The organism is Methylobacterium fujisawaense (genome assembly GCF_014138435.1).
GTDB classification, from domain to species: domain Bacteria; phylum Pseudomonadota; class Alphaproteobacteria; order Rhizobiales; family Beijerinckiaceae; genus Methylobacterium; species Methylobacterium fujisawaense.
The window spans coordinates 17,670-37,115 of sequence record NZ_JACJIM010000010.1; the positions used below are offsets into that span (position 1 = coordinate 17,670).

Genomic DNA, 19,446 nt, shown 5'->3' on the forward strand with positions numbered 1-19,446 from the left:
CCTCATGCCCTCGCCGTGATCACGACGACCCGTTCCTCGTCACGACGCCCGTCGCCCAGAAAGCTCGACCAGCCGAGCCGGCCGGGATCGTCCCGCGTCAACGCGATGGGCTGGGTGGCCCGGGGACGCAGGCACAGCTTGAAATCGTAAGCGAACTGATCGCGGAGCATGAATTCCACGAGGTTACGGAGCCGCCGATGCTCCTGTCCGCGAGGCAGGAAATCCCGGAAGCGCCGGTCGTCGAGATCGTGAATGACCACCCGGATCTTGCCCTGATAGTCAGGGGCGCGATCGCCGGAGATGGTTCCCTCGCCCAGGCGGGAATTGGCGCCGCCGAGGCCCCATTTCTGGTGCTCTGGGATCGGCACCCGGCGTCGCACCCATTCCTCGATCGAGACTCTCTCGAGCCGGAACGTGTGCCGAATGATGGTGGAAAGCACGGCAGGCGAGCGGTTCCGACTCGCCAAGACCCCAGCAAAGCACAACAGCCGTGGCCAATAAATTCCTGAGTCTGACCTCAATCGTGCATCGTAGAGGCCAAAAAGAGAGTAGATTTTCCGAGAAAAGTCATCATCCCCGCCGGGACGGTAGCGCATGTAATACCGATATTTGCGCCAGCCGCGATGGAGAAGGCCGATTAGACGATTGTGAAAGAAATTGAAGAAATCTGTCAGCACCGATCCTTTCGGATCGTAGCCGGCGATCTGCTCGACATAATAGGAGGGCAGCGGCGATGCCGAACCGTGCAGCCCGAGGAAGGTGACAGTGATCACAAAGCACGGCGGTGAATCCGCCCGCGCACCGTTGCAGGCTGGGTTGAGCAGCCGCATGCTGGCCACGTCCGAGAGTGGAAAACCCAGGCCATTATCGACTTCGAAGATGATCCTTTCCTCGGCTGGCACGAGATGCGTGCCAACCTCGCGTCCGTCGTCGAGGGCGTCCTGGATCATCTGCACAAGGCGATAGAAGGCGTAGGTTGGAGCCCGCGCCTCGGCCTCGGCGCGGATCAGATCAACGGCTGACGGCCGATTGTCGCTGGCCATCTATAAATCTCGCCGTTGTTCTCGCCGCGCAATTCCAATTCGTGAAACGAATTGGTGGTCGTGCTGATGGCGATGAATTCCTTGAGGATGCTACCGAAGAGGTACATCTCCCCCTCTGACTGGAAACATGTCTCGTCGAGGGTGAGGATTGAGCGGATTCCGCGAATCGGGCGCCCTTTGAACATCATGTCCACCGGCCGGGTGCTCAGGTTACGGATGCCGCCGAGACGCAGACGCGCTGCCCGCTCCGCCTGCCGATCGGTCAGCGATCGGTAGTCGTAGATCTGCAGGATCACACCGAGAGCGTCTTTATCCAGTAACGACATATAATTGAGCGACAAATTCGAGATGAGGTTCCAATTCAGCGCACCATCGATTGGCGGATAAACTGGTACTGTCGGTCGACTAATATTTGAGAACTCGATGAAGGATGGACTCGAATCGGTCGCGAGGTCGATGTCGCCGATGGCCAGTTCGGCCGCCCTCGTTCGGTTGAAGCAGGTTAGCCGGATGCTCATCGCCTCTTCAGCAGGCACCGCCTGCTCGCCGTCATGCAGCACGAAGGTGATCGCGTGCTCGAACCCGGCCTCGTTTGCCGCCGCCGTTAGGCGTTGACGGTAGTAGACCTGCTCTCGCCGCGAGGCCATTTCGACTTCGTGATGGAACGATTCGAAGGCAGGGTAGGCGCGCTCGATCTGGAAACGTCTATCCTTCTCCGAAGCACGGAAGCCGACGACATTGTCGATGGAAAATATTTCACAGGCTGCGTCGTCATTTCCGGACGGCCTGACCCGGTATTGCACTTTGCGATGATCGACAGCGATTGGCTCAGCATCGGTCTCGAACAGGTTGACGGCGGGCGAACAGAACAACCTTACATTGTCGGCGCGTAATTTCACATGTGCCGGCAGTGGTCGCTGGAACTCCAAGTCCAGCCCGAACTCCTCAGCCTCGCTACCCGCGGCCGCCGCTGCGAGCCCGTCGATATCGACACAGTGGAATTTGTCGGGGAAGACGAAGAACTCTTGGAGCAGCCGATAGGCATCGAATGCCGTTGATGCGCTGGGTAACAACGTTTCGTCGAAGGCGAAGCCACCGGCCCGTACGCTGGTATTCGGCAATCTCACCCGCCGCCCGTCCGGTGTAGTGAAGTGCAAGGCTAGGAGATAGCGTAGGCACCAGAGATATAGGGTCTGCGCGACGATCGCGTCACCCGTGAACCAAAGGCGCAAATCTGAAAAGTTGACGCTGCCAACCGTGCGTTTGCTTAGCATGGCAAAGCTCAAGGCAAGCTGAGATTGATCTTGTGTACGGGTATGCGCCACGTCGGTCAGTTCGACCGGGTAGACAAGGCAGTCCGCTGTCGTGCGAAAGTCGCACGATCCCCCCTCAATCGGCCGGGCGCGCATCGCCATCCCCCGTGGAATTACATGGGCTTCGGTGATCGTGCCGCGGACCGGCCGGAATTGCATGAGGCAGGTCGGAGGGAAGGGCCGGAGGAAATTGGGCCACAGCAACTGCACGAGCGAATGGGTGAGTTCGGGCAGATCGTCTTCGATCTTTTCCCTCACGCGTGAGGTCAGGAACGCAAATCCCTCCAGCAGCCGCTCTACGTCCGGATCCGTGCTGCTCTCAGAAAGATACTTCGAAAGCTTCGGGTTCAGACGCGAGAATTCCTTTCCGGACTCTCGCAAGTAAATGAGCTCATCGTGGAATAGACTTGCCATCGACCTGACACTCAACTCAAAATAAAGCGACGATCGTTGTTCAAGCACAGATCGAATTCAGCGGAGGATTCAACTCCAGCTTTGCCGATGCGCGCTGTAATGCGGAAGCGCAGGCTTAAGGGCTCGTCGGTTGCCGCGATGTAGCCGACCCGTACATCAGCGATCCGCGGCTCGCCCATCACTATGCAACCGCGGATCGACTCGGCGATCTGCCGGATCATGTCGTTGGAGCGGACCGCCCCGTCGTTCATATCGATGATGCCCAACCCGGGGTTGGCGGCTGCGCCGCCCGCGCGAAGGTTGAGCACGCGGCCGAGATTGCTTTTGATCGAAGCGATCTGCGCCCCATCGACGTCCATCCCGGAGAGGTGCCCAATATCCTCTTCGTCCGCCACAAGGCGATCGAAGAGGCTTCCGTTCAAGATGCGCAGGCGTGATGCCGATGCCGTCGCAGGTTTGCGCGAGATCATAGTCAACCGGTGGCCCGATGCGCGAGGGAGGACGAAGTTAAACCCGGATACACTGCGACTGCTTATCGAGCCGTCGTCGTGTCATCAGACTTGTCGAGCTTGCCAACGAGCGACAATTCGAAATTTGCACCCATATATTTGAAGTGCGGCCGAACCTTCAGCGTCACCTGGTACCAACCCGGATCACCTTCAACATCGCTGACTTGGACGGTTGCATCCCTTAAGGGACGGAGTGACCGAACCTCGGAAGGTGGGTTTTCCTGATCGGCAATATACTGGCGCAACCAAATATTGAGCTCACGCTCAAGGTCCGCCCGCTCTTTCCACGAGCCAATCTGCTCGCGCTGCAAAACCTTGATGTAATGAGCGAGTCGGTTAACAATGAAGAGATAAGGAAGCTGTGTGCCGAGCTTATAATTGGTCTCAGCCGCTTTACCTTCCTTGGTCCCGGGAAACCGTTTCGGCTTCTGGATCGTGTTAGCCGAGAAGAATGCCGCGTTATCCGAGCCTTTGCGCATGGTCAGCGCAATGAAACCGAGTTCGGCCAACTCGTATTCTCGGCGGTCGGTAATCAACACCTCAGTCGGAATCTTGGCCTCGATCTGCCCCAGCGACTCGTAGACGTGGATAGGCAGATCGTGGACCGCGCCACCGGACCTCGGACCAATAATATTGGGGCACCAACGATATTTCGCAAAACTGTCCGTTATGCGTGACGCCAAAAGGAAAGCGGTATTGCCCCATAAATAATTTTCATGATGCGAAGTCACATCTTCGTTGTATACGAAGCTATGTACGGGGTTATCGATCGGATGGTAAGGCTGACGCAAAAGAAATCGCGGCCCAGTAAGGCCGATATAGCGGCTATCTTCACTCTCTCGCAATGCATTCCATTTGCGATAGCGTGGCCCTTCGAAAACTGATGCCAGATCACGGACATTGGGGAGTTCAAGATAGCTATCAATCGCGAACATTTGCGGAGCCGCTGCCGCAATGAACGGAGCATGCGCCATGGCCCCTACGGATGCCGCGTACTGAAGGAGTTTAAGATCGGGAACGGACGGCCCGAAATCGAAATTCGCAATCATCGCGCCAACCGGCTCGCCACCGAATTGGCCGTATTCCGAGGAGTAGATTTGTTTGTATAGGCCGGACTGCACTACTTCTGGCGCGTTCTCAAAATCTTCAAGCAATTCCTGTTTCGAAACCGATAATAATTCAATTTTTATATTCTCTCGAAAATCGGTGCGATCAACGAGAATTTTAAGGCTACGCCAAGCCGCCTCTAACTCCCGGAATTCCGGGTGGTGTAGGATTTTGTCAACTTGCGCGCTGACCTTTTTATCGATTTCAACGATCATTCGATCGACAAGAACTTTGTTGATCTTCTGATTATGTTCATCTGATTTCAAAAGGTCAGCGATAAAGGCCTGCACGCCCATGCGCGCAACATCGTACCCCTCCTCTCCTGGATGGATCCGAGTTTCCTCCATAATCTGCTCAAGTAGGGATCCAGACTCATTCGGAATCCTCTGGGATGACGGCGCTGAAACCAGAGTATCCATGATGGCCTCTTGAGATCGTATTGGAAAGATGCAGATCAAGTCACTATTTCGTAAATTGTGCTCGACGACAGTCAGGGAGATTTAGCCTGCCCGTATCTATATCGAGGCGTTATAACGCCCTACCGATATCGTTTAGAGACGGGATTCCGCTCGGACGGCATCTCAGGATGCGTTCAAATCACCCAGATGAAGCGCTTCCAGCTCAGCAATCAGCCGGCTGCGGCTCTCCTCATTGTCAAGGATTTGCTGCATACGCTTACGAAATGCTGGCATATTTCCAAGCGGTCCCTTCAGCGCAACCAGGGCCTCGCGCAACTGCATCATCTTCATGAGCTCTGGCACTTGTTGAACCAGAGAATCCGGCTCGAAATCTTTAAACGACTCAAATTTCAAATTGACGCTCAGATCCGTGTTACCGTTTTGGTCATCCAGAACGTTATGAACGGTAATATTTTTTCCGATTTGGGCCTCACTCATAACTGTCGACAGGGAATTTCTATCGACATTGATCATTCTTCGCTCTTCGACGGGCGTGGCATCCGCCTTGCCGAGAAAATTTCCGAGCACGACGAGCTTGAGCGGCAACTCCGCCTCAGATATTTGCCCCATTGTCGCCGGAACGTATCGAATATTGATACGTTCTTTCGGAGCAATGGAGCCTTCTATTTCATTCATCGCGTCATTCCTTCAGTGATAGAGAAGCGACAACAATACCACACAAAACGTTTGCTCATATACGGCTGTCGTTGTGCTTCTTGCGACCTTCACGGGGGTCTTGTGAAAGGCTTATTTGCTTTCTGAACTCTTGCCCGCTTTGTTCTCGGCAGCAGAAAATGTTATTTCTGGTATGAAAGTTAAAGTGTAAGCCTTGCCATATCAGCATGAATTTCTAAGGTTACAGCATGTTTATTGGCTATGTAGCTCGCGCTAGCTTGTTGACGATAAAGCATATGTTAGGTTGAGTCGCAATAAGCTAAACGCAGAAAAAACCTTCCATTGATCTTTTTTTCAATTTATATACATGGTAACTCAATATTATAAATTTGCTATAGATCTTTGATCCAGCAGATCGTCTCCAATATTGTTCGGATTATTAGTTTTATTATCGGCATAAATTATTGACGGCTACATTAAACTTAAGGGATGATTTTGGATAGCGTCCCTCAAAGGTCCCTAAAAATGCCTAGCTAGTGTATTCTGTGATCTACGTTTGAGCTTGGTCCAATCTATTTAAGCTGGTATTGACGCGCCCGGATCCGCTTGGCTTCTCTCAGTTCGCGCCGCTTCCACAGCCCCCTGAAACGCACCGGGTTTGTCGAAGGCCCTCTCGGTTACGTTACGCCGTCCTGGCGGTCGAACTCCGCCGAGGGAAAATAGCCCGATGCCTTCCTCAGAGCCTCTTTGAGGAGATCCATCGGCCGTCCCCCTCTGCCTCGTGTAGCAACACGAAGCCCCCCTAGCGGGGCGGAGGGGAGAGCAGATGTGGACGGACCGGCTCCAGGCGTCGACCACCACGGCGAGGTAGAGGCCGCGGCGGTCGGCACGAAGGTGATGTCACCTACCCAGAGCTGGTTGGGGGCCTCGGCCGAGAAGTTGCGGTCCACGAGATCGGGCGCGGGGCGAGCCTCCCGGTCGCGTCGAGTGGTCACGACGCCTCCGCGCCGGCGGCTGACGCCGACAAGGCCCGCCTCGCGCATTAGCCGCGCAATGCGCTTGCGTCCGTGTCGTGCGCCCTGCGCTGCCAGCGTAGCGTGCACGCGCGGCGCACCGTAAGTCTCGCCCGACCCAGCGTGAGCGGTGCGGATCTGCTTCAACAACGCGGCATCCGCCATGGTACGGACGGAGGGCGCGCGCTGCCGCCAAGCGTGATAGCCGGCCTCCGACACGCCGAGCACGCGTGCCATGGCCGCAATGGGGAAGACGGCCTGGTTCACGCTCATGAACTGGAAGAGCCCGATGGCACCGCGCCGCTCTCCCGTGCAAACCAGGCCGCGGCTTTTGAGAGGATGTCGCGCTCCAACCGAAGCTGCCGCACCTCGCGGCGTAGACGAGCCAGTTCCTCCCGCTCGGCGAGCGCCAGGACGTCACTCTTGGAGGCGCCACGGCTCTCCCCACGGTCGGCTTGAGCGACCCAGTTGCGGATGGCCTGGGCGGAGGGCTCGAACTCGCGGGCGAGATCGGCCGGGTCGCGTCCGGCGCGGACCAATTCGACCATTTGACGGCGGAACTCGGGGGCGTAGGGCGGGCGTGTAGGAGGCATGGAGCGCACCTCGTGCGGAAAGTCTGAAGGGCTCCACGAGAACGGGTCAACTTCACGACCGTGGCGGTGTTGGCCTCGAAGGCACCTGGCCTTAAGATGATGCGGGGTACGTCGTGACACGGCGTAAGGGGGGAGCGGCAATGATCTCACAGGCGGGCGGCACGGCCGACCTCGATCGGAGCTGAAGACCGCGGTTTGCGCGTCTCCGCTCCCATTCATCGTGCGGTCCGTCCGGGGATGCGTCGCGCATCGCCGCCGAGGCTGGCTGCCCTGGCCCTCGCCCTGCTGGTCGCTGCGGGCGCTCAACCCGCACGCGCCTTCGACCTGTTCGGTCTGTTCGCCAGCGAGCCGGAACCGCCGCCGCCGAGTCCGACCGCGCTGCCATACACGCTGCGGATCACCGGGACCGACGATTCCGACGTGCTCCGGGCTTTGCAGGACACGTCCACCCTCCATCGCCTGAGGCAGGATCCACCGCCCGACGGTGAGGGATTGCTGCGTCGGGCCGAGGCCGACCGCGCCAAGCTCGCCGACGTGCTGTCGGGCTACGGCTATTATGAGGGAACCGTCACGATCCGGATCGACGGCGCGCCAGTGGCGGAGCAGGCACCGGCCGCGGTCGCCGCCGCGGAGGCATGGCGCAACCGCGGCCTCGTCCCGGTCCGGATCGCGGTCGATCTCGGCCCCCTCTACCATCTCCGCCGGATCACCGTGCGCGATCCGGCGGGCAACCCGTTTGCGGAATCCGTCCTGCCCGCGCGGATCACCCGCGTGGACGAGGATGTTCCGGCCCGCTCGGTCACCGTGCTCGCCCGGGAAGCGCAGATCGTCGACCAGTTCCGCGCGCAGGGCCATCCCTTCGCCAAAGTCGTCGCCCGCGACCCCGTGGTGGACGATTCCGCCCACGTCATGGATGTGACCTTCACGGTGGCGCCGGGCCCGGTCGCAGGTCTCGGTCCGGTCGCGGTGAGCGGCGCACCGGGGATCGACCCGGCGACTATCCGCTCCTTCATCTATGCCGAACCGGGCGACCCGTATTCGCCCCAGGCGGTGGCGGCGATCCGCCGGTCGGTGGCGCGGATCGAGGGCATCGGCGGCGTGCGCGTCCGCGAGGGCACGGCGCTCGACGCCGACGGAAACCTGCCGCTGTTCGTCGAGGTCACCGAACGCGAGCGCAACCTCGTGGGTGTCTCGGCACGCTATTCCACCGTCGACGGGCCGGGCGTGCGGGCCTACTACGCCAATCGCAACCTGTTCGGTGGCGGCGAGTCCTTCCGGGTGGACGCCGACATCTACTATCTGGGCCTCGGCAACGACCCCTTCGCCAACCAGCGCAAGGTTGCGGGAATCGGCACGAACGGCCTCGGCGGACGGCTCTCGGCGACCTACGTCCAGCCGGCCCTGTGGGGCACACGCAACGATCTGCTGGCCAACGCCTTCATCACGCGTGAGGTGCAGCAGAGCTATCTCGTGGATGGCGGCGGTGTCTCTGGGGCGATCCGCCACCGCTTCTCGGACACGTTCTCGGCGCAGATCGGGCTCGACGCCCAGGCGGGCCGGTCGAAGGATGCCCTCGGCACCGTCAATTACCGGCTGATCGGCATCCCCGCCTCGGTAACCTACGATTCCACCGACAGCCTCCTCGACCCGACGCGGGGCGTTCGGGCGATCGCGTCGCTGGCGGTCTATCCCGGCGCGATCTCGTCGCCCGGGATCGTCGTGGCCAAGGCGCAGGGCTCGACCTACTACGCCCTGGATGACGAAGCCCGCATGATCCTGGCCGGCCGCATCGGCTTCGGCTCGGTCTCCGGGGCGCCGCTGGGAGAAATCCCGGACAATTTCCGGTTCTTCGCCGGCGGAGGCGGCTCCGTGCGCGGCTATCCGTATCGGACCCTCGGGCCGATCGGCCCCTACAACCTTCCGATCGGCGGCCGCAGCCTGCTCGAGGCTTCCCTCGAGGCGCGCATCAAGGTCACGGACACGATCGGCGTGGTGCCGTTCTTCGACGCGGGCACCGCCTTCGCCTCGGCGACGCCGGATTTCGATGAGAAGATTCGCAAATCCGTGGGCATCGGCCTGCGCTACTACACCGGTATCGGCCCGATCCGCGCGGATCTCGCCTTCCCGCTCGATCCCTACAAGGGCGGGCACGTGCGGCCGGCCGTCCTGTATCTCAGCCTGGGACAGGCGTTCTGAATGGCTCTTCGGACCGGACTCACGCGACGCCGCGCCACGCCGAACCGCGGCGGCGGCCGGTGGCTTGGCCTCGTCCTGGTCTGCCTGATTCTGGCGCTGCCCTGGGCCGTCACGCTGACCTCCGCCGAAGAGGGGGACAAGTCCGTGCTCGGCGGACTCCTGTCGCGGGCGCTCTCGACGCCCTCGTCCCGGGTGGCGATCGGCGCCATCGACGGCGCCCTGTCCTCCGACGCCACCATCCGGGACGTGGCGATCAGCGACCGCGACGGCGTCTGGCTGAAACTCGACCGGGCCCGCATCGTCTGGCGCCGGCTCGCCCTTCTGTCGGGACGCCTGGAGGTCGACAGCCTCGAGATCGGGCATCTCGACGTGCTGCGGCGACCGATCCCCGGTCCACCGCCGCCCGAAGCGAAGCCCGATGGCCGGCTGCTTCCGGACCTGCCCGTCAAGGTCGAGATCAAGGGCTTCAAGCTGGCCGAGCTGACGCTGGGCGAGGCGGTGGCCGGGCAGCCGGCGCGGCTATCCGCGGAGGGCCGGGCGAAGCTCGGCGCCGCCAGCGAAGGGCTCGACCTCCAGGCCAGGGCCCTGCGCCTCGACGCGCCGGGCCGCTTCCTGCTGTCGCTGCTGTTCGTGCCGAACGGCGAGCGGCTCGAGCTGAAGGCGAACCTCGTGGAGCCGGCGGGCGGCCTGCTCTCGAAGGCGGCCAACCTGCCCGGCACGCCGCCAATCGACTTCGAACTTGATGGAACCGGGACGTTGGACGCCTGGGGGGCCAAGCTCGACTTCACGGCCGGACCCGACATCGGTGCCAAGGGCGGTGCGAAGATCTCCCGGATCGGGGCCGAGCGGCGCCTCGCCCTGGATCTCGCGGCACGGATCGAGGGCCTGATGCCGGGCCCGGCGGCCGCGATCTTCGCCGGCACCACCAAGCTCGACGGCGGCATCGCCTTCGCGGATAGCGGCGCCTTCCGGATCGACCGGCTGGAACTGACCTCCCGCACGGCGCGTCTGGCCGCCGGCGGCAGCCTGACCCGCGACCGGGTCGCCGACCTGACGCTCCAGGCCCGCGCCCTGCCCACGGAGGGCGACGTCACCCGGGCCGGCGAGGCCGAGATCGGCAAGCTCGTCTTCGACGGCAGCCTGAAGGGACCGCTCGCGGCACCGACGGTCCGGGGCCGCCTCGACGCGGCTGCCCTGCGCAGCCGCGATTCCAGCCTGGACCGGATCGAGGCCAGCCTCGGGATCGACCCGCAGGGCGACCCATCGGCGCAGCGTTTCGCCATCACGGCGGACGGCCGGGTCGAGGGATTGAAGCTCGCCGACCCGGCCCTGCGCCGGGCGATCGGCAGCCGGGCCAACGTGACGCTCCGCGCCTCGGCCGGCGCAGACGGCGTGGTCGATATCGCGGCGCTCCGGCTCGACTCCGACACGGCGCGGGCGGCTTATGTCGGTCGCGTCGGCCAGAACACCCTGACGGGCACCGTAGACGCGGCCCTGCCGGACCTCTCGGTGTTCTCGGGTCTCGCGGGCCAGGGCCTTGCGGGCAGCCTCGACGCCAAGGCGCGGCTGAGCGGCGATCCGGCGCGCAAGGCCATCGCGGCCGACCTCGCCGTGACCACGAGCGGCCTCGTCACCGGGATCCAGGCCGCCGACCGCACCCTCGGCCGCGCACCGACCCTTCAGGGGCGCGTCTCCCAGACCTTCGACGGCTACGGCTTCGACCATCTGCGCCTGGAGGGGGCCGCCGTCGCCGCGACCCTGCAGGGCGAGGCGACGGCGTCCCGGGCGGATGTCACCGGGCGGCTCGATCTCAGGAGCCTCGCGGATCTCGACGGACGCCTCACCGGCAAGGCCAGCATCGATGCGCGCCTGACCGGATCCCTGGAACATCCGGATGTGACCGCGGCTCTGACGGCGCCGTCCGCCACCGCGGCGGGAAAGCCGATCCGGGACCTGCGCGCCGACGCGGTCCTGCGGGACGCGCTCCTCGCCCCGGACGGAACGGTCCGACTCAGCGGCGACGTCGCCGGCAAGGCGCTCACGGGCGGTGCCCACCTCGCGCGCGTCGGCGGCGATTGGGTCCTCGACCGGCTCGGTCTCGATCTCGGCTCTGTCGCCGTCGCGGGCCACGCCATGGTCGCGGCCGACACGTGGTTGTCGGCCGGCGCGCTCACCGTGCGGGCCGGCGATCTGGCGGACATCGCGCCCCTGGTCCCGGAGCCGGTCGCGGGCCGACTCGACGCCGCGCTGACCCTCGCCCGTGACGGCGGCCGCCAGGATGCAGCCATCCGCGCCACCGGGGCCGCGCTCCGATACGGGGAGACCAGCCTCGCGCGTCTCGATGCGGATCTCTCGGGCCGCGACCTGCGCGCGCATCCCGTTCTCGAAGGGCGACTCGAAGCCGACCGGCTTGTGGCCGCCGGCCAGCAGGTCGACACGATCCGGCTCCTCGCCAACGGCAGCCCGGCCTTCAGCGACGTGACCCTGACCGCCCGGTCGCGCGGCTTCAATCTCGATGGCGCCGCGCGGGTCGTTCCGGCCGAGGACACGCGGATCGAGATCCAGCGTCTGTCGGCCGCCCGGGGCGGCGATCGCTTCGCCCTCACCGGGCCGGCGGCGATCACGCTTCGGGACGGTGGCGCCGTGATCGACGGCCTGTCCATCGCGGCGGGCGCGGGTCGCATCACGGCCGCGGGCCGTGTCGGGCAGGCTCTCGACCTGCGGGTGGCGATCCGGTCGCTACCCCTGTCGCTCGCCCGGATCGCCGCGCCGAGCCTCGCCCTTTCGGGGACCCTGGACGGCGAAGCCGATCTCCACGGGCCTGTCACGCGCCCCGAGGGACGCTACGCGATCAGCGTCGCGAAGCTCGTCGCCCCGCAGACGCGGCAGGCCGGACTTCCGGCGATCGACGCCACCGCCAAGGGCACCCTGTCGGATGGGCAGGCGAGCCTGGACGGTCGAGTGACGGCAGGGCGCGGCGTCGCCCTGACGGTCTCGGGATCGCTGCCCGTGGAGGCAGGGGGGCCGTTGGACCTGCGCGCACGCGGGACCCTGGACGCATCCCTCGCCAATTCCCTGCTCAGCGTCGGCGGCCAGAGCGTCACCGGCAAGGTTGCCATCGACGGCGGCGTCACCGGTACGCTGGCGGCGCCGCGGGCGCAGGGCGCGGCGGTGCTGACCGGCGGCAGCTTCACCGATCCGCTGAACGGCCTCCGCTTCACCGGGATCGAGGGGCGCGTCACCGGTCGCGGCGACAGCATCGTGGTCGAGCGCCTGACCGCGAGCGCCCGCAACGGCGGCCGGGTCTCGGTCACCGGCCGCGTCTCCCTCGCGCCCGACTTCCCGGGCAGTTTCCATGTCGTTGCCGACAAGGCCGAACTCGTGTCGAGCCCCTTGATGACGGCCGTGTCGAGCGTCGACGTCACGCTGGCGGGTCCGCTGGCGCGGACACCGCGGATCGCCGGTCGCGTGGATGTCGTGTCGATCGATGTCGCGGTCCCGGATCGGCTCCCGGCCACCATCCGGCCGCTGCCGGGGGTCCGCCACGTCAACACGCCGCCGGAGCTGCGCGCGCGCCTGGCGCAGCGGGCAGAGAGGAAGGCCGCGGCACGTCCCGGGCGGCGGTCCGGAAAGCCGGCCGTGCCGTTCGACGCCACCCTCGACGTGACGATCGATGCGCCGAGCCGCATCTTCGTCCGCGGGCGGGGCATCGACGCGGAACTCGGCGGCGCGCTGCGTGTCACCGGAACCTCCGCGTCGCCCAACGCGAACGGCGCCTTCTCGCTGCGGCGCGGTCAGTTCGAACTTGTCGGCCAGCGCCTGGATTTCAGCCGCGGCCGGCTGACCTTCGCGGGAAGCCTGACCACGCCGGAACTCGATTTCGTCGCCGAGACCAAGGCCACCGACGTGACCGCCCGCATCGCGGTCTCCGGCTTCGCGGACGCACCGCAATTCTCCCTGACCTCGGATCCAGCCCTGCCGCAGGACGAGATCCTGTCGCGGATCCTGTTCAAGAAGGCGTCGGCCGGCCTGTCGCCGTTCCAGGCCCTGCAGCTCGCCCAGGCAGTCGCCCAGCTCTCCGGGGGCGCCGCGGGGCCCGACATGTTCGAGCAGGCCCGCAAGAGCCTCGGCCTCGACAGCCTCGACGTTTCCACCGGCGCGAGCGGCGGGCCGGCGATCGGCGCCTCGCGCTACATCTCGGATCGGGTCAGCGTCGGCGTGAAGGCCGGGGCGAAGCCTGCCGACACGGCCGTCGGCGTCGATTTCGACGTCACCCGCCGGATCAAGCTGAAGGGCGAGGCCGGGAGCGACGGCCGCACCAGCCTCGGCGTTGGCGCCGAGTACGAGTGGTAGCCGGCCCGATCCACAGGACCGGCTTGCGCGTCCTCAGCAAGGCTGCGGGATCGACACGCCCGGTCAATGGTTTAGGTTCGGCACAGGCGGCCGCCAGGGCCGCCGATCGGGCGGGAAACACGACGGACGATGGACGAGCTTTTCGAGACGGATGACGATCCGCCGGTTCCGGAGGGCGGCCTTCTCCGCAAGCTCCCGATCATCAACAGGCGGGGCCTCCATGCCCGCGCATCCGCGAAGTTCGTCCAGACCGTTGAACGCTACGACGCCGCCGTGACGGTGACCCGGGCGGGGGAGACCGTGGGCGGACGCTCCATCATGGGCCTGCTGACGCTGGGGGCCGCCATGGGCACACGCATCGCCGTCACGGCCGTGGGCCCGGATGCGGAAGACTGTCTCGACGCCATCGAGGCCCTGCTCGCCAACCGCTTCGGCGAAGACGAGTAGCGGCTAGGCCGTCGATCGGCCCGGCCAGGCGCACAGGTCGGAGACGGGACATCGGGGGCAGGCAGGCTTCCGGGCGGTGCAGATGTCGCGCCCGTGTCGGAACAGCCAGACATGGGCATTGTCCTTGAAGCCTTCCGGCACGCTCCGGGCGAGGCCGTCGGCCACCGCGTCGACCGTCGGGCCCGGGGCCAGAGGGATCCGGTTCGAGACCCGGAAGACATGGGTGTCGACCGCGATCACCGGCTCGTGGAAGGCGAAGTTCGCCGTCACCTCCGCGCTCTTGCGGCCGATCCCCGGGAGGCGGCGCATCTCCGCGGCGCTGCGCGGGACGCCGCCGCCGTAATCCGCCACCAAGGCCGCCGACAGCTTGACGATGTTGCGCGCCTTGGATGGCCCGAGCCCGACCGGCCGGATGATCTCGACGATCCGGGCTTCCCCGAGCGCCACCATGCCGGCGGGGTCGCGGACCTCGGCGAACAATGCCTCTGCGACCCGCGAAACGGTCGGTCCGGTGGACTGGGCCGAGAGCAGCACGGTCACGAGAAGGCGGAACGGGTCGGTGCGGTCGAATCCGGCCTTCGGATCCGGATCCCTGCCCGCGAGACGCGCGAGGACCGCGGCCACCGTGGCGGCGTCTCCCGCCTGACCGGCTTCAGACGCCGGTCCCGCGGCGGCCTTCCGGCGCGGAGCGGATCGAATGCCATGGGTCAGGTCGCGGGTCATGGGCGCCAGCTAGGGTTCCGACGCCTCCCGCGACAGGCTCCCTGCGCGCGGCGGATTGACCGCTCAGGCCCGGGCCCGCCGCCAGGGTACCGCATTGGAGCCGGCGCAGAGGTGGAGCGTTCCGGACACGACTGCGCCGGCCCGGCGCCGGAACTCGACCTGCAGCGCGCCGCGACGGGCGAACAGCCGGGTGACCACCCGGACCAGCGATGCCTCGGCCGGGTCGGCGATGATCGGCCGCGCGGCCGTCCGGGCGTCGAGGGCGAGGAAGGTCTCGACCGCATCGCGGACGGCGGCTGGTTCGGTCACGGCCAGAATCTCGGACTCCGCGGGCTCCCAGCCTGCCGGGCGGATGCCGATCAGGTTCCCGGCCGGAACCGAACGCGGTCGCGCCGGACGGCTCGCCGCCAGGATGGGACGCCGCGGTCCCTGATCCTGTACGGGCGCCGACTCACCGACCAGGCGGAGCGGGCGGCGCAGCGCCCCGAGCCGTTCCCGCAAGGCCCGGTCCACGGCCTCGGCGGCTGCGTGCTCCACCAGGGCTGCGGCGTCAGGCTCCGCGGGCTGCCAGGGCCGGGCCCGGCCGCCCCAGACCGAATGGGGCATCGCCAGCGGGACGACCCCGCGCAGCGTCTCGCGGCCGTCGCGCGCATCCCGGCTCCAGGCCAGGGCGACGGCGACGGAACGCGCCGCCGGACGATGCTGGGCCAGCGGCAGGAGATGATCCGGGTCGCGGAGCGGATCGCTGACGGCATTGCGCACCAGCATGGCCCGCCAGGCGGCGACCGCCGCCGCATCCACGGCACCGGGCCGCTGGAGATCGACCCGCCACGTCTCGGCCTGCGGACCGGCTCCGGCATCCGGAATTGCCGTGTCGTCCGCCCGCTCGGACAGGCCGCCCTGTATCACGGTGAAGCGTCGCACCATCGCGTGTCCTGCCTGTCGACGATCCGTCCCGATCCGGGACGATCCGGCGCCTCAGGGGCGCCATTCGGCTCGATGGCTTCAAGGATGGTGCCGCCCGCCGGCGTCAGGGGCCGGGGATCGCCAGGGGGTTGTTGGTGAGCGCCGCGGCGTCCGGCGCGTCGATCCGGGGACGGCCCAAGAAGGCGTCCCAGAGCTGGCGCACGAAGGCGGGATCGAGATCGCGCAGGATCAGCACGAGCCGCGAGGTGTGGTCTGGATCAGGCCAAGCCGGCAGCGTGATCGGCGCGTGGAACACGTGCTGAACGCCGTGGACGACGAGCGGGCGCTCGGGATCGTCGGCAAGGGCGACGATGCCCTTGAGCCGCAGCAGCTTCGGACCGTGGCCGGAGCGCAGGAGGTCCATGAACATCTCGAAGGCGGGGCGCGGCACCGGCGCCGGGCTGGTCAGGCAGATCGCCTGGATCGCGGCGTCGTGGCGGTTCACGTCGGCGTGGTGGCGATCCTGCGCCAGCGCCGCGTCGCCGAGCCAGGCGCGCACGTCGGCCGCCTTGCCGTCGAGACCGAACAGACCCCCGAGGAGCGCCTCCGCGGGGGCGTCCGGCGCGACGATCGGGGCGGCCGGGTTGAGCGCCGCCAAGCGTGCGCGGATGCCCGACAGGTCGCCCGCGAGATCGGTCTTGGTCAGCACGATCCGATCGGCGACCGCGGCCTGCCGCAGGGCCTCCGGATGGGCGTCGAGGGTCTCGGCGCCGGTCAGCGCATCCACCAGGGTCACCACGGCCTGGAGGCGGTATCGGAGCACCAGATAGGGATGGTAGATCAAGGCGTGGAGGATCGGTGCCGGATCGGCGAGGCCCGTCGTCTCGATCACCACGCGCCGGAACGGCCGTATCCGGCCGTTGTCGCGCTTGCGCAGCAGATCCTCGAGGGTGGCGATCAGGTCGCCCCGCACCGTGCAGCACAGGCAGCCGGCGCCGAGAAGGATCATGTCCTCGTCGACGGTCTCGATGAGCAGGTGATCCAGGCCGATCTCGCCGAACTCGTTGACGATCACCACCGTGTCGGCGAGCGCGGGATCGCGCAGCAGCCGGTTCAGCAGGGTGGTCTTTCCGGCGCCGAGGAAGCCGGTGAGCACGGTCAGCGGGATGGGCTCCGGGCGACGCGGGTCCGGAGCGGGCACGATGGTGTCTGACATAGGCGGCGAAGTGGGGTGCGTCGGGCTCCGCGGCAACGCGGCGCCACGCCGGACACCCGCGATGACCTACTCGTCCGCCGCGGCCTTCTTGGCGGCCGACTTCCTGGCCGGCGCCTTGGCCGCCGCCTTGGCATCGGGCTTGGTCTCGCCCTTGGTCGATCCGGACTTGTGGGCGGCGGTCTTCGGCGCGGACTTGGTCAGGCCCTTGCCGGGCTTGGCCTCGGGCATCCCGGGCGTCTCGTCGGCCGTGTAGGCGCTCGCGTTCCGCGGCACGCCGTGACCCGGCTTCGCGGCGACCTTCGGGGCCGTCTTGGCGGCGGCCTTCGCGGCCTGGGCGCGTTCGAGCCGGGCCGCCTGGGCCTGCTTGGCCGCCTCAAGGGCCGCCGCGCGCTTGGCCTTTGCGGCCTCGAGCTTGGCGGCGCGGGTGTTGGCGGCGGCGGCCTTCTGCTCGGCCTCCTGCGCGTCGAGGATATTCTGGCCTTCGGCCGGGTTGCGGCCGATCCAGACGGCGATCGGCTGAAGCGGCGCCCGCGGCGGCAGGGAGCGGGCCCGCAGGGCAGGATTGGAGAAGGCGGCCAGCGCCAGCGCCGGCGAATTCGCCGCCGAGCCACCGATCAGCTGCGCAGCGGAACCGGGAGCGCTCAGTGCGCCGGCCCCGTCCTCGATGGCCGGCGGCTTCTTGCCGCCGCAGATGAAGGGGCGCATGTCCGGCGGCGCGGACAAGGCCGAGGCCGGGAGCGCATCGAGGGTCGGGCTCGTCCAGCCGGCGCTCTGGCCAAAGGCGTAGTCGAACAGGTCGGCGGCCTTCACGTCGCGCTCGCGCGGGCTCGGCTGCCCCATCACGATGGTGACGATCCGCCGACCGTTACGCGTGGCGGTCGCCACCACGTTGAAGCCGCCCGAGCAGATGAAGCCGGTCTTCATGCCATCCGTGCCGGGATAGCGTCCGAGCAGCCCGTTGTGGTTCGCCATCACGGCGCGGCCGAACTGGATCGCCGAGATCGAGAACAGGTCGTGGGAATCCGGGAAATCGCGGATCAGAGACCGGGCGAGAACCGCCATGTCGCGGGCGGAGGTCCATTGCCGCGGATCGGGCAAGCCGTTGGGATTGTACCAGCGGCTGTCATGCATGCCGATCCGCTGGGCGGTCTCGTTCATCAGTGCGGCGAAGTTGTCGACGGTGCCGCCGAGCGACTCGCCGATCGCGTAGGCGACGTCGTTCGCCGACTTGACCATGATGATCTTCAGGGCGTTGTCGAGGGTGAGCTGTGTCCCCGGCTTGAAGCCCATCTTCGAGGGCGGCTCGGCGGCGGCGGCGGCCGAGATGGTGATCATCGAATCGAGCGAGACCTTGCCCTGCCGCACGAGATCCAGGGCGACGTAGGTGGTCATCAGCTTGGTGATCGAGGCCGGATACCAGGGATCGGTCGGCGCCTGCGCGTAGATCACCTTGCCGGAATCCACGTCCGCCACGAGGATCGGCACCGTCACGGCATTCGCGGCGCCGATCCCGATCAGGCCCGCCCCGAGCAGACCCGTCAGCGCCGCAAACCCGACGGTGACGCGTCGGTAGAGAGAAGAGGACATTCGAGCCCGACTCATCAGAGGATCGCCTGGTCGACGCCGCGGGGCGTCGGTTTTCCGGCCGGCCAGCCGGAGAGCGGCGCAACCCGGCCGGCCGAAAGCGGTCGCCGGACTGCATCTCGGCATGAACGAGTCCACCATGGCAAGAGCAAGGCGAGATCGCACCGCGAGTCTGCTCGGCGCGGTTGTCGGTGGCCCACCGGCCAGGCACGGCTTATGTGCAGTCAGAGCGCGGAGCGGACCGCGCGCGGACGTGACTGGGACAGTTGTGGCTTACGCGGTCAAGGAGATTTTCCACACACTTCAGGGTGAGGGCGCCCAGGCCGGCCGCGCCGCCGTGTTCTGCCGCTTCGCCGGCTGCAACCTGTGGTCCGGTCGCGAAGCCGACCGCGCGTCAGCGGCCTGCCGATTCTGCGACACGGATTTCATCGGGATGGACGGGGAGGGCGGCGGCCGCTTCACGGATGCGGCGGCGCTCGCCGACGCGATCGCCGCCACCTGGGCGGGAGGCGCCGAGAACCGCTACGTCGTCTTCACCGGCGGCGAGCCGCTGCTCCAGCTCGACACGCCCCTGATCGAGGCCGTCCACGCGGCCGGGTTCGAGATCGCGATCGAAACCAATGGGACTTTGCCCGCGCCGCCCGGTATCGACTGGATCTGCGTCAGCCCCAAGGGAAGCAACGCCCTGGCGCAGACCTCCGGCCATGAACTGAAGCTCGTCTATCCGCAGGCGGACGCCGATCCGGCGGCTTTCGTCGGGCTCGCATTCCAGCACCGCTTCCTCCAGCCCATGGACGGGCCGGACCGCGCCGCCAACACGGAGGCGGCGATCGCCTATTGCCGCCGCGATGCCCGCTGGCGGCTGTCGCTGCAAACCCACAAGATCATTGGCATTCCCTGACAAGATCAGCGCAAGACGGGGGACGCCGCTCGACAGTGCTCTTCCCATCGCGCGG

At 66.2% G+C, this 19,446-nt stretch carries 13 protein-coding genes and 1 pseudogene; 4 read left to right on the forward strand and 10 right to left on the reverse strand.

Going from position 1 to position 19,446, the window contains the following annotated elements; all coding sequences use genetic code 11:
- Window positions 1–2: 2 nt before the first annotated feature.
- From tssG to GGQ91_RS28325, 6 genes and pseudogenes are all read right to left on the reverse strand, one after another.
- Window positions 3–1,043: a type VI secretion system baseplate subunit TssG gene (gene tssG / locus GGQ91_RS25160; RefSeq protein ID WP_182593105.1), complete on the reverse strand. Its 1,041-nt coding sequence runs from the start codon at window positions 1,041–1,043 to the stop codon at window positions 3–5.
- Window positions 1,007–2,770: a type VI secretion system baseplate subunit TssF gene (tssF, locus tag GGQ91_RS25165; protein ID WP_182593106.1), complete on the reverse strand. Its 1,764-nt coding sequence runs from the start codon at window positions 2,768–2,770 to the stop codon at window positions 1,007–1,009. The genes tssG and tssF overlap by 37 nt, the downstream gene beginning before the upstream one ends.
- Window positions 2,771–2,781: 11 nt before the next feature.
- Window positions 2,782–3,240: a type VI secretion system baseplate subunit TssE gene (gene tssE / locus GGQ91_RS25170; RefSeq protein ID WP_182593107.1), complete on the reverse strand. Its 459-nt coding sequence runs from the start codon at window positions 3,238–3,240 to the stop codon at window positions 2,782–2,784.
- A gap of 62 nt (window positions 3,241–3,302) precedes the next feature.
- Window positions 3,303–4,805, reverse strand: coding sequence for a type VI secretion system contractile sheath large subunit (gene tssC, locus GGQ91_RS25175; RefSeq protein WP_182593108.1), 1,503 nt, complete (start codon window positions 4,803–4,805; stop codon window positions 3,303–3,305).
- 162 nt (window positions 4,806–4,967) lie between these two features.
- On the reverse strand, window positions 4,968–5,480 hold the full coding sequence (tssB, locus tag GGQ91_RS25180; RefSeq protein WP_182593109.1) for a type VI secretion system contractile sheath small subunit: 513 nt from the start codon (window positions 5,478–5,480) through the stop codon (window positions 4,968–4,970).
- 810 nt (window positions 5,481–6,290) lie between these two features.
- Window positions 6,291–7,065: pseudogene (locus tag GGQ91_RS28325) on the reverse strand (IS3 family transposase); the annotation flags it as partial.
- Window positions 7,066–7,302: 237 nt separating this feature from the next.
- Here GGQ91_RS28325 and GGQ91_RS25195 point away from each other — a divergent pair.
- From GGQ91_RS25195 to GGQ91_RS25205, 3 genes are all read left to right on the forward strand, one after another.
- Complete coding sequence (locus tag GGQ91_RS25195) at window positions 7,303–9,261, forward strand: autotransporter assembly complex protein TamA (protein WP_182593112.1); 1,959 nt, start codon at window positions 7,303–7,305, stop codon at window positions 9,259–9,261.
- A complete protein-coding gene (locus GGQ91_RS25200; protein WP_182593113.1) occupies window positions 9,262–13,614 on the forward strand; it encodes a translocation/assembly module TamB domain-containing protein in 4,353 nt (1,450 codons plus the stop codon).
- Window positions 13,615–13,743: 129 nt separating this feature from the next.
- Window positions 13,744–14,061, forward strand: a complete 318-nt coding sequence (locus GGQ91_RS25205; RefSeq protein ID WP_043349643.1) for an HPr family phosphocarrier protein — start codon at window positions 13,744–13,746, stop codon at window positions 14,059–14,061.
- Between the two features lie 3 nt (window positions 14,062–14,064).
- On the opposite strand, the gene GGQ91_RS25210 is transcribed toward GGQ91_RS25205, so the two are convergent.
- The 4 genes from GGQ91_RS25210 to GGQ91_RS25225 form a co-directional block, all read right to left on the reverse strand.
- Window positions 14,065–14,685, reverse strand: coding sequence for an endonuclease III domain-containing protein (locus GGQ91_RS25210; protein WP_244538880.1), 621 nt, complete (start codon window positions 14,683–14,685; stop codon window positions 14,065–14,067).
- Between the two features lie 162 nt (window positions 14,686–14,847).
- Complete coding sequence (locus GGQ91_RS25215; protein ID WP_043384299.1) at window positions 14,848–15,711, reverse strand: hypothetical protein; 864 nt, start codon at window positions 15,709–15,711, stop codon at window positions 14,848–14,850.
- Window positions 15,712–15,814: 103 nt separating this feature from the next.
- Window positions 15,815–16,906: a CobW family GTP-binding protein gene (locus GGQ91_RS25220; RefSeq protein WP_043384296.1), complete on the reverse strand. Its 1,092-nt coding sequence runs from the start codon at window positions 16,904–16,906 to the stop codon at window positions 15,815–15,817.
- 66 nt (window positions 16,907–16,972) lie between these two features.
- Window positions 16,973–18,493, reverse strand: coding sequence for a D-alanyl-D-alanine carboxypeptidase family protein (locus GGQ91_RS25225; RefSeq protein ID WP_182593114.1), 1,521 nt, complete (start codon window positions 18,491–18,493; stop codon window positions 16,973–16,975).
- Between the two features lie 265 nt (window positions 18,494–18,758).
- Here GGQ91_RS25225 and queE point away from each other — a divergent pair, with 265 nt between their 5' ends.
- Window positions 18,759–19,391, forward strand: a complete 633-nt coding sequence (gene queE, locus GGQ91_RS25230) for a 7-carboxy-7-deazaguanine synthase (RefSeq protein WP_182593165.1) — start codon at window positions 18,759–18,761, stop codon at window positions 19,389–19,391.
- Window positions 19,392–19,446 lie beyond the last annotated feature (55 nt).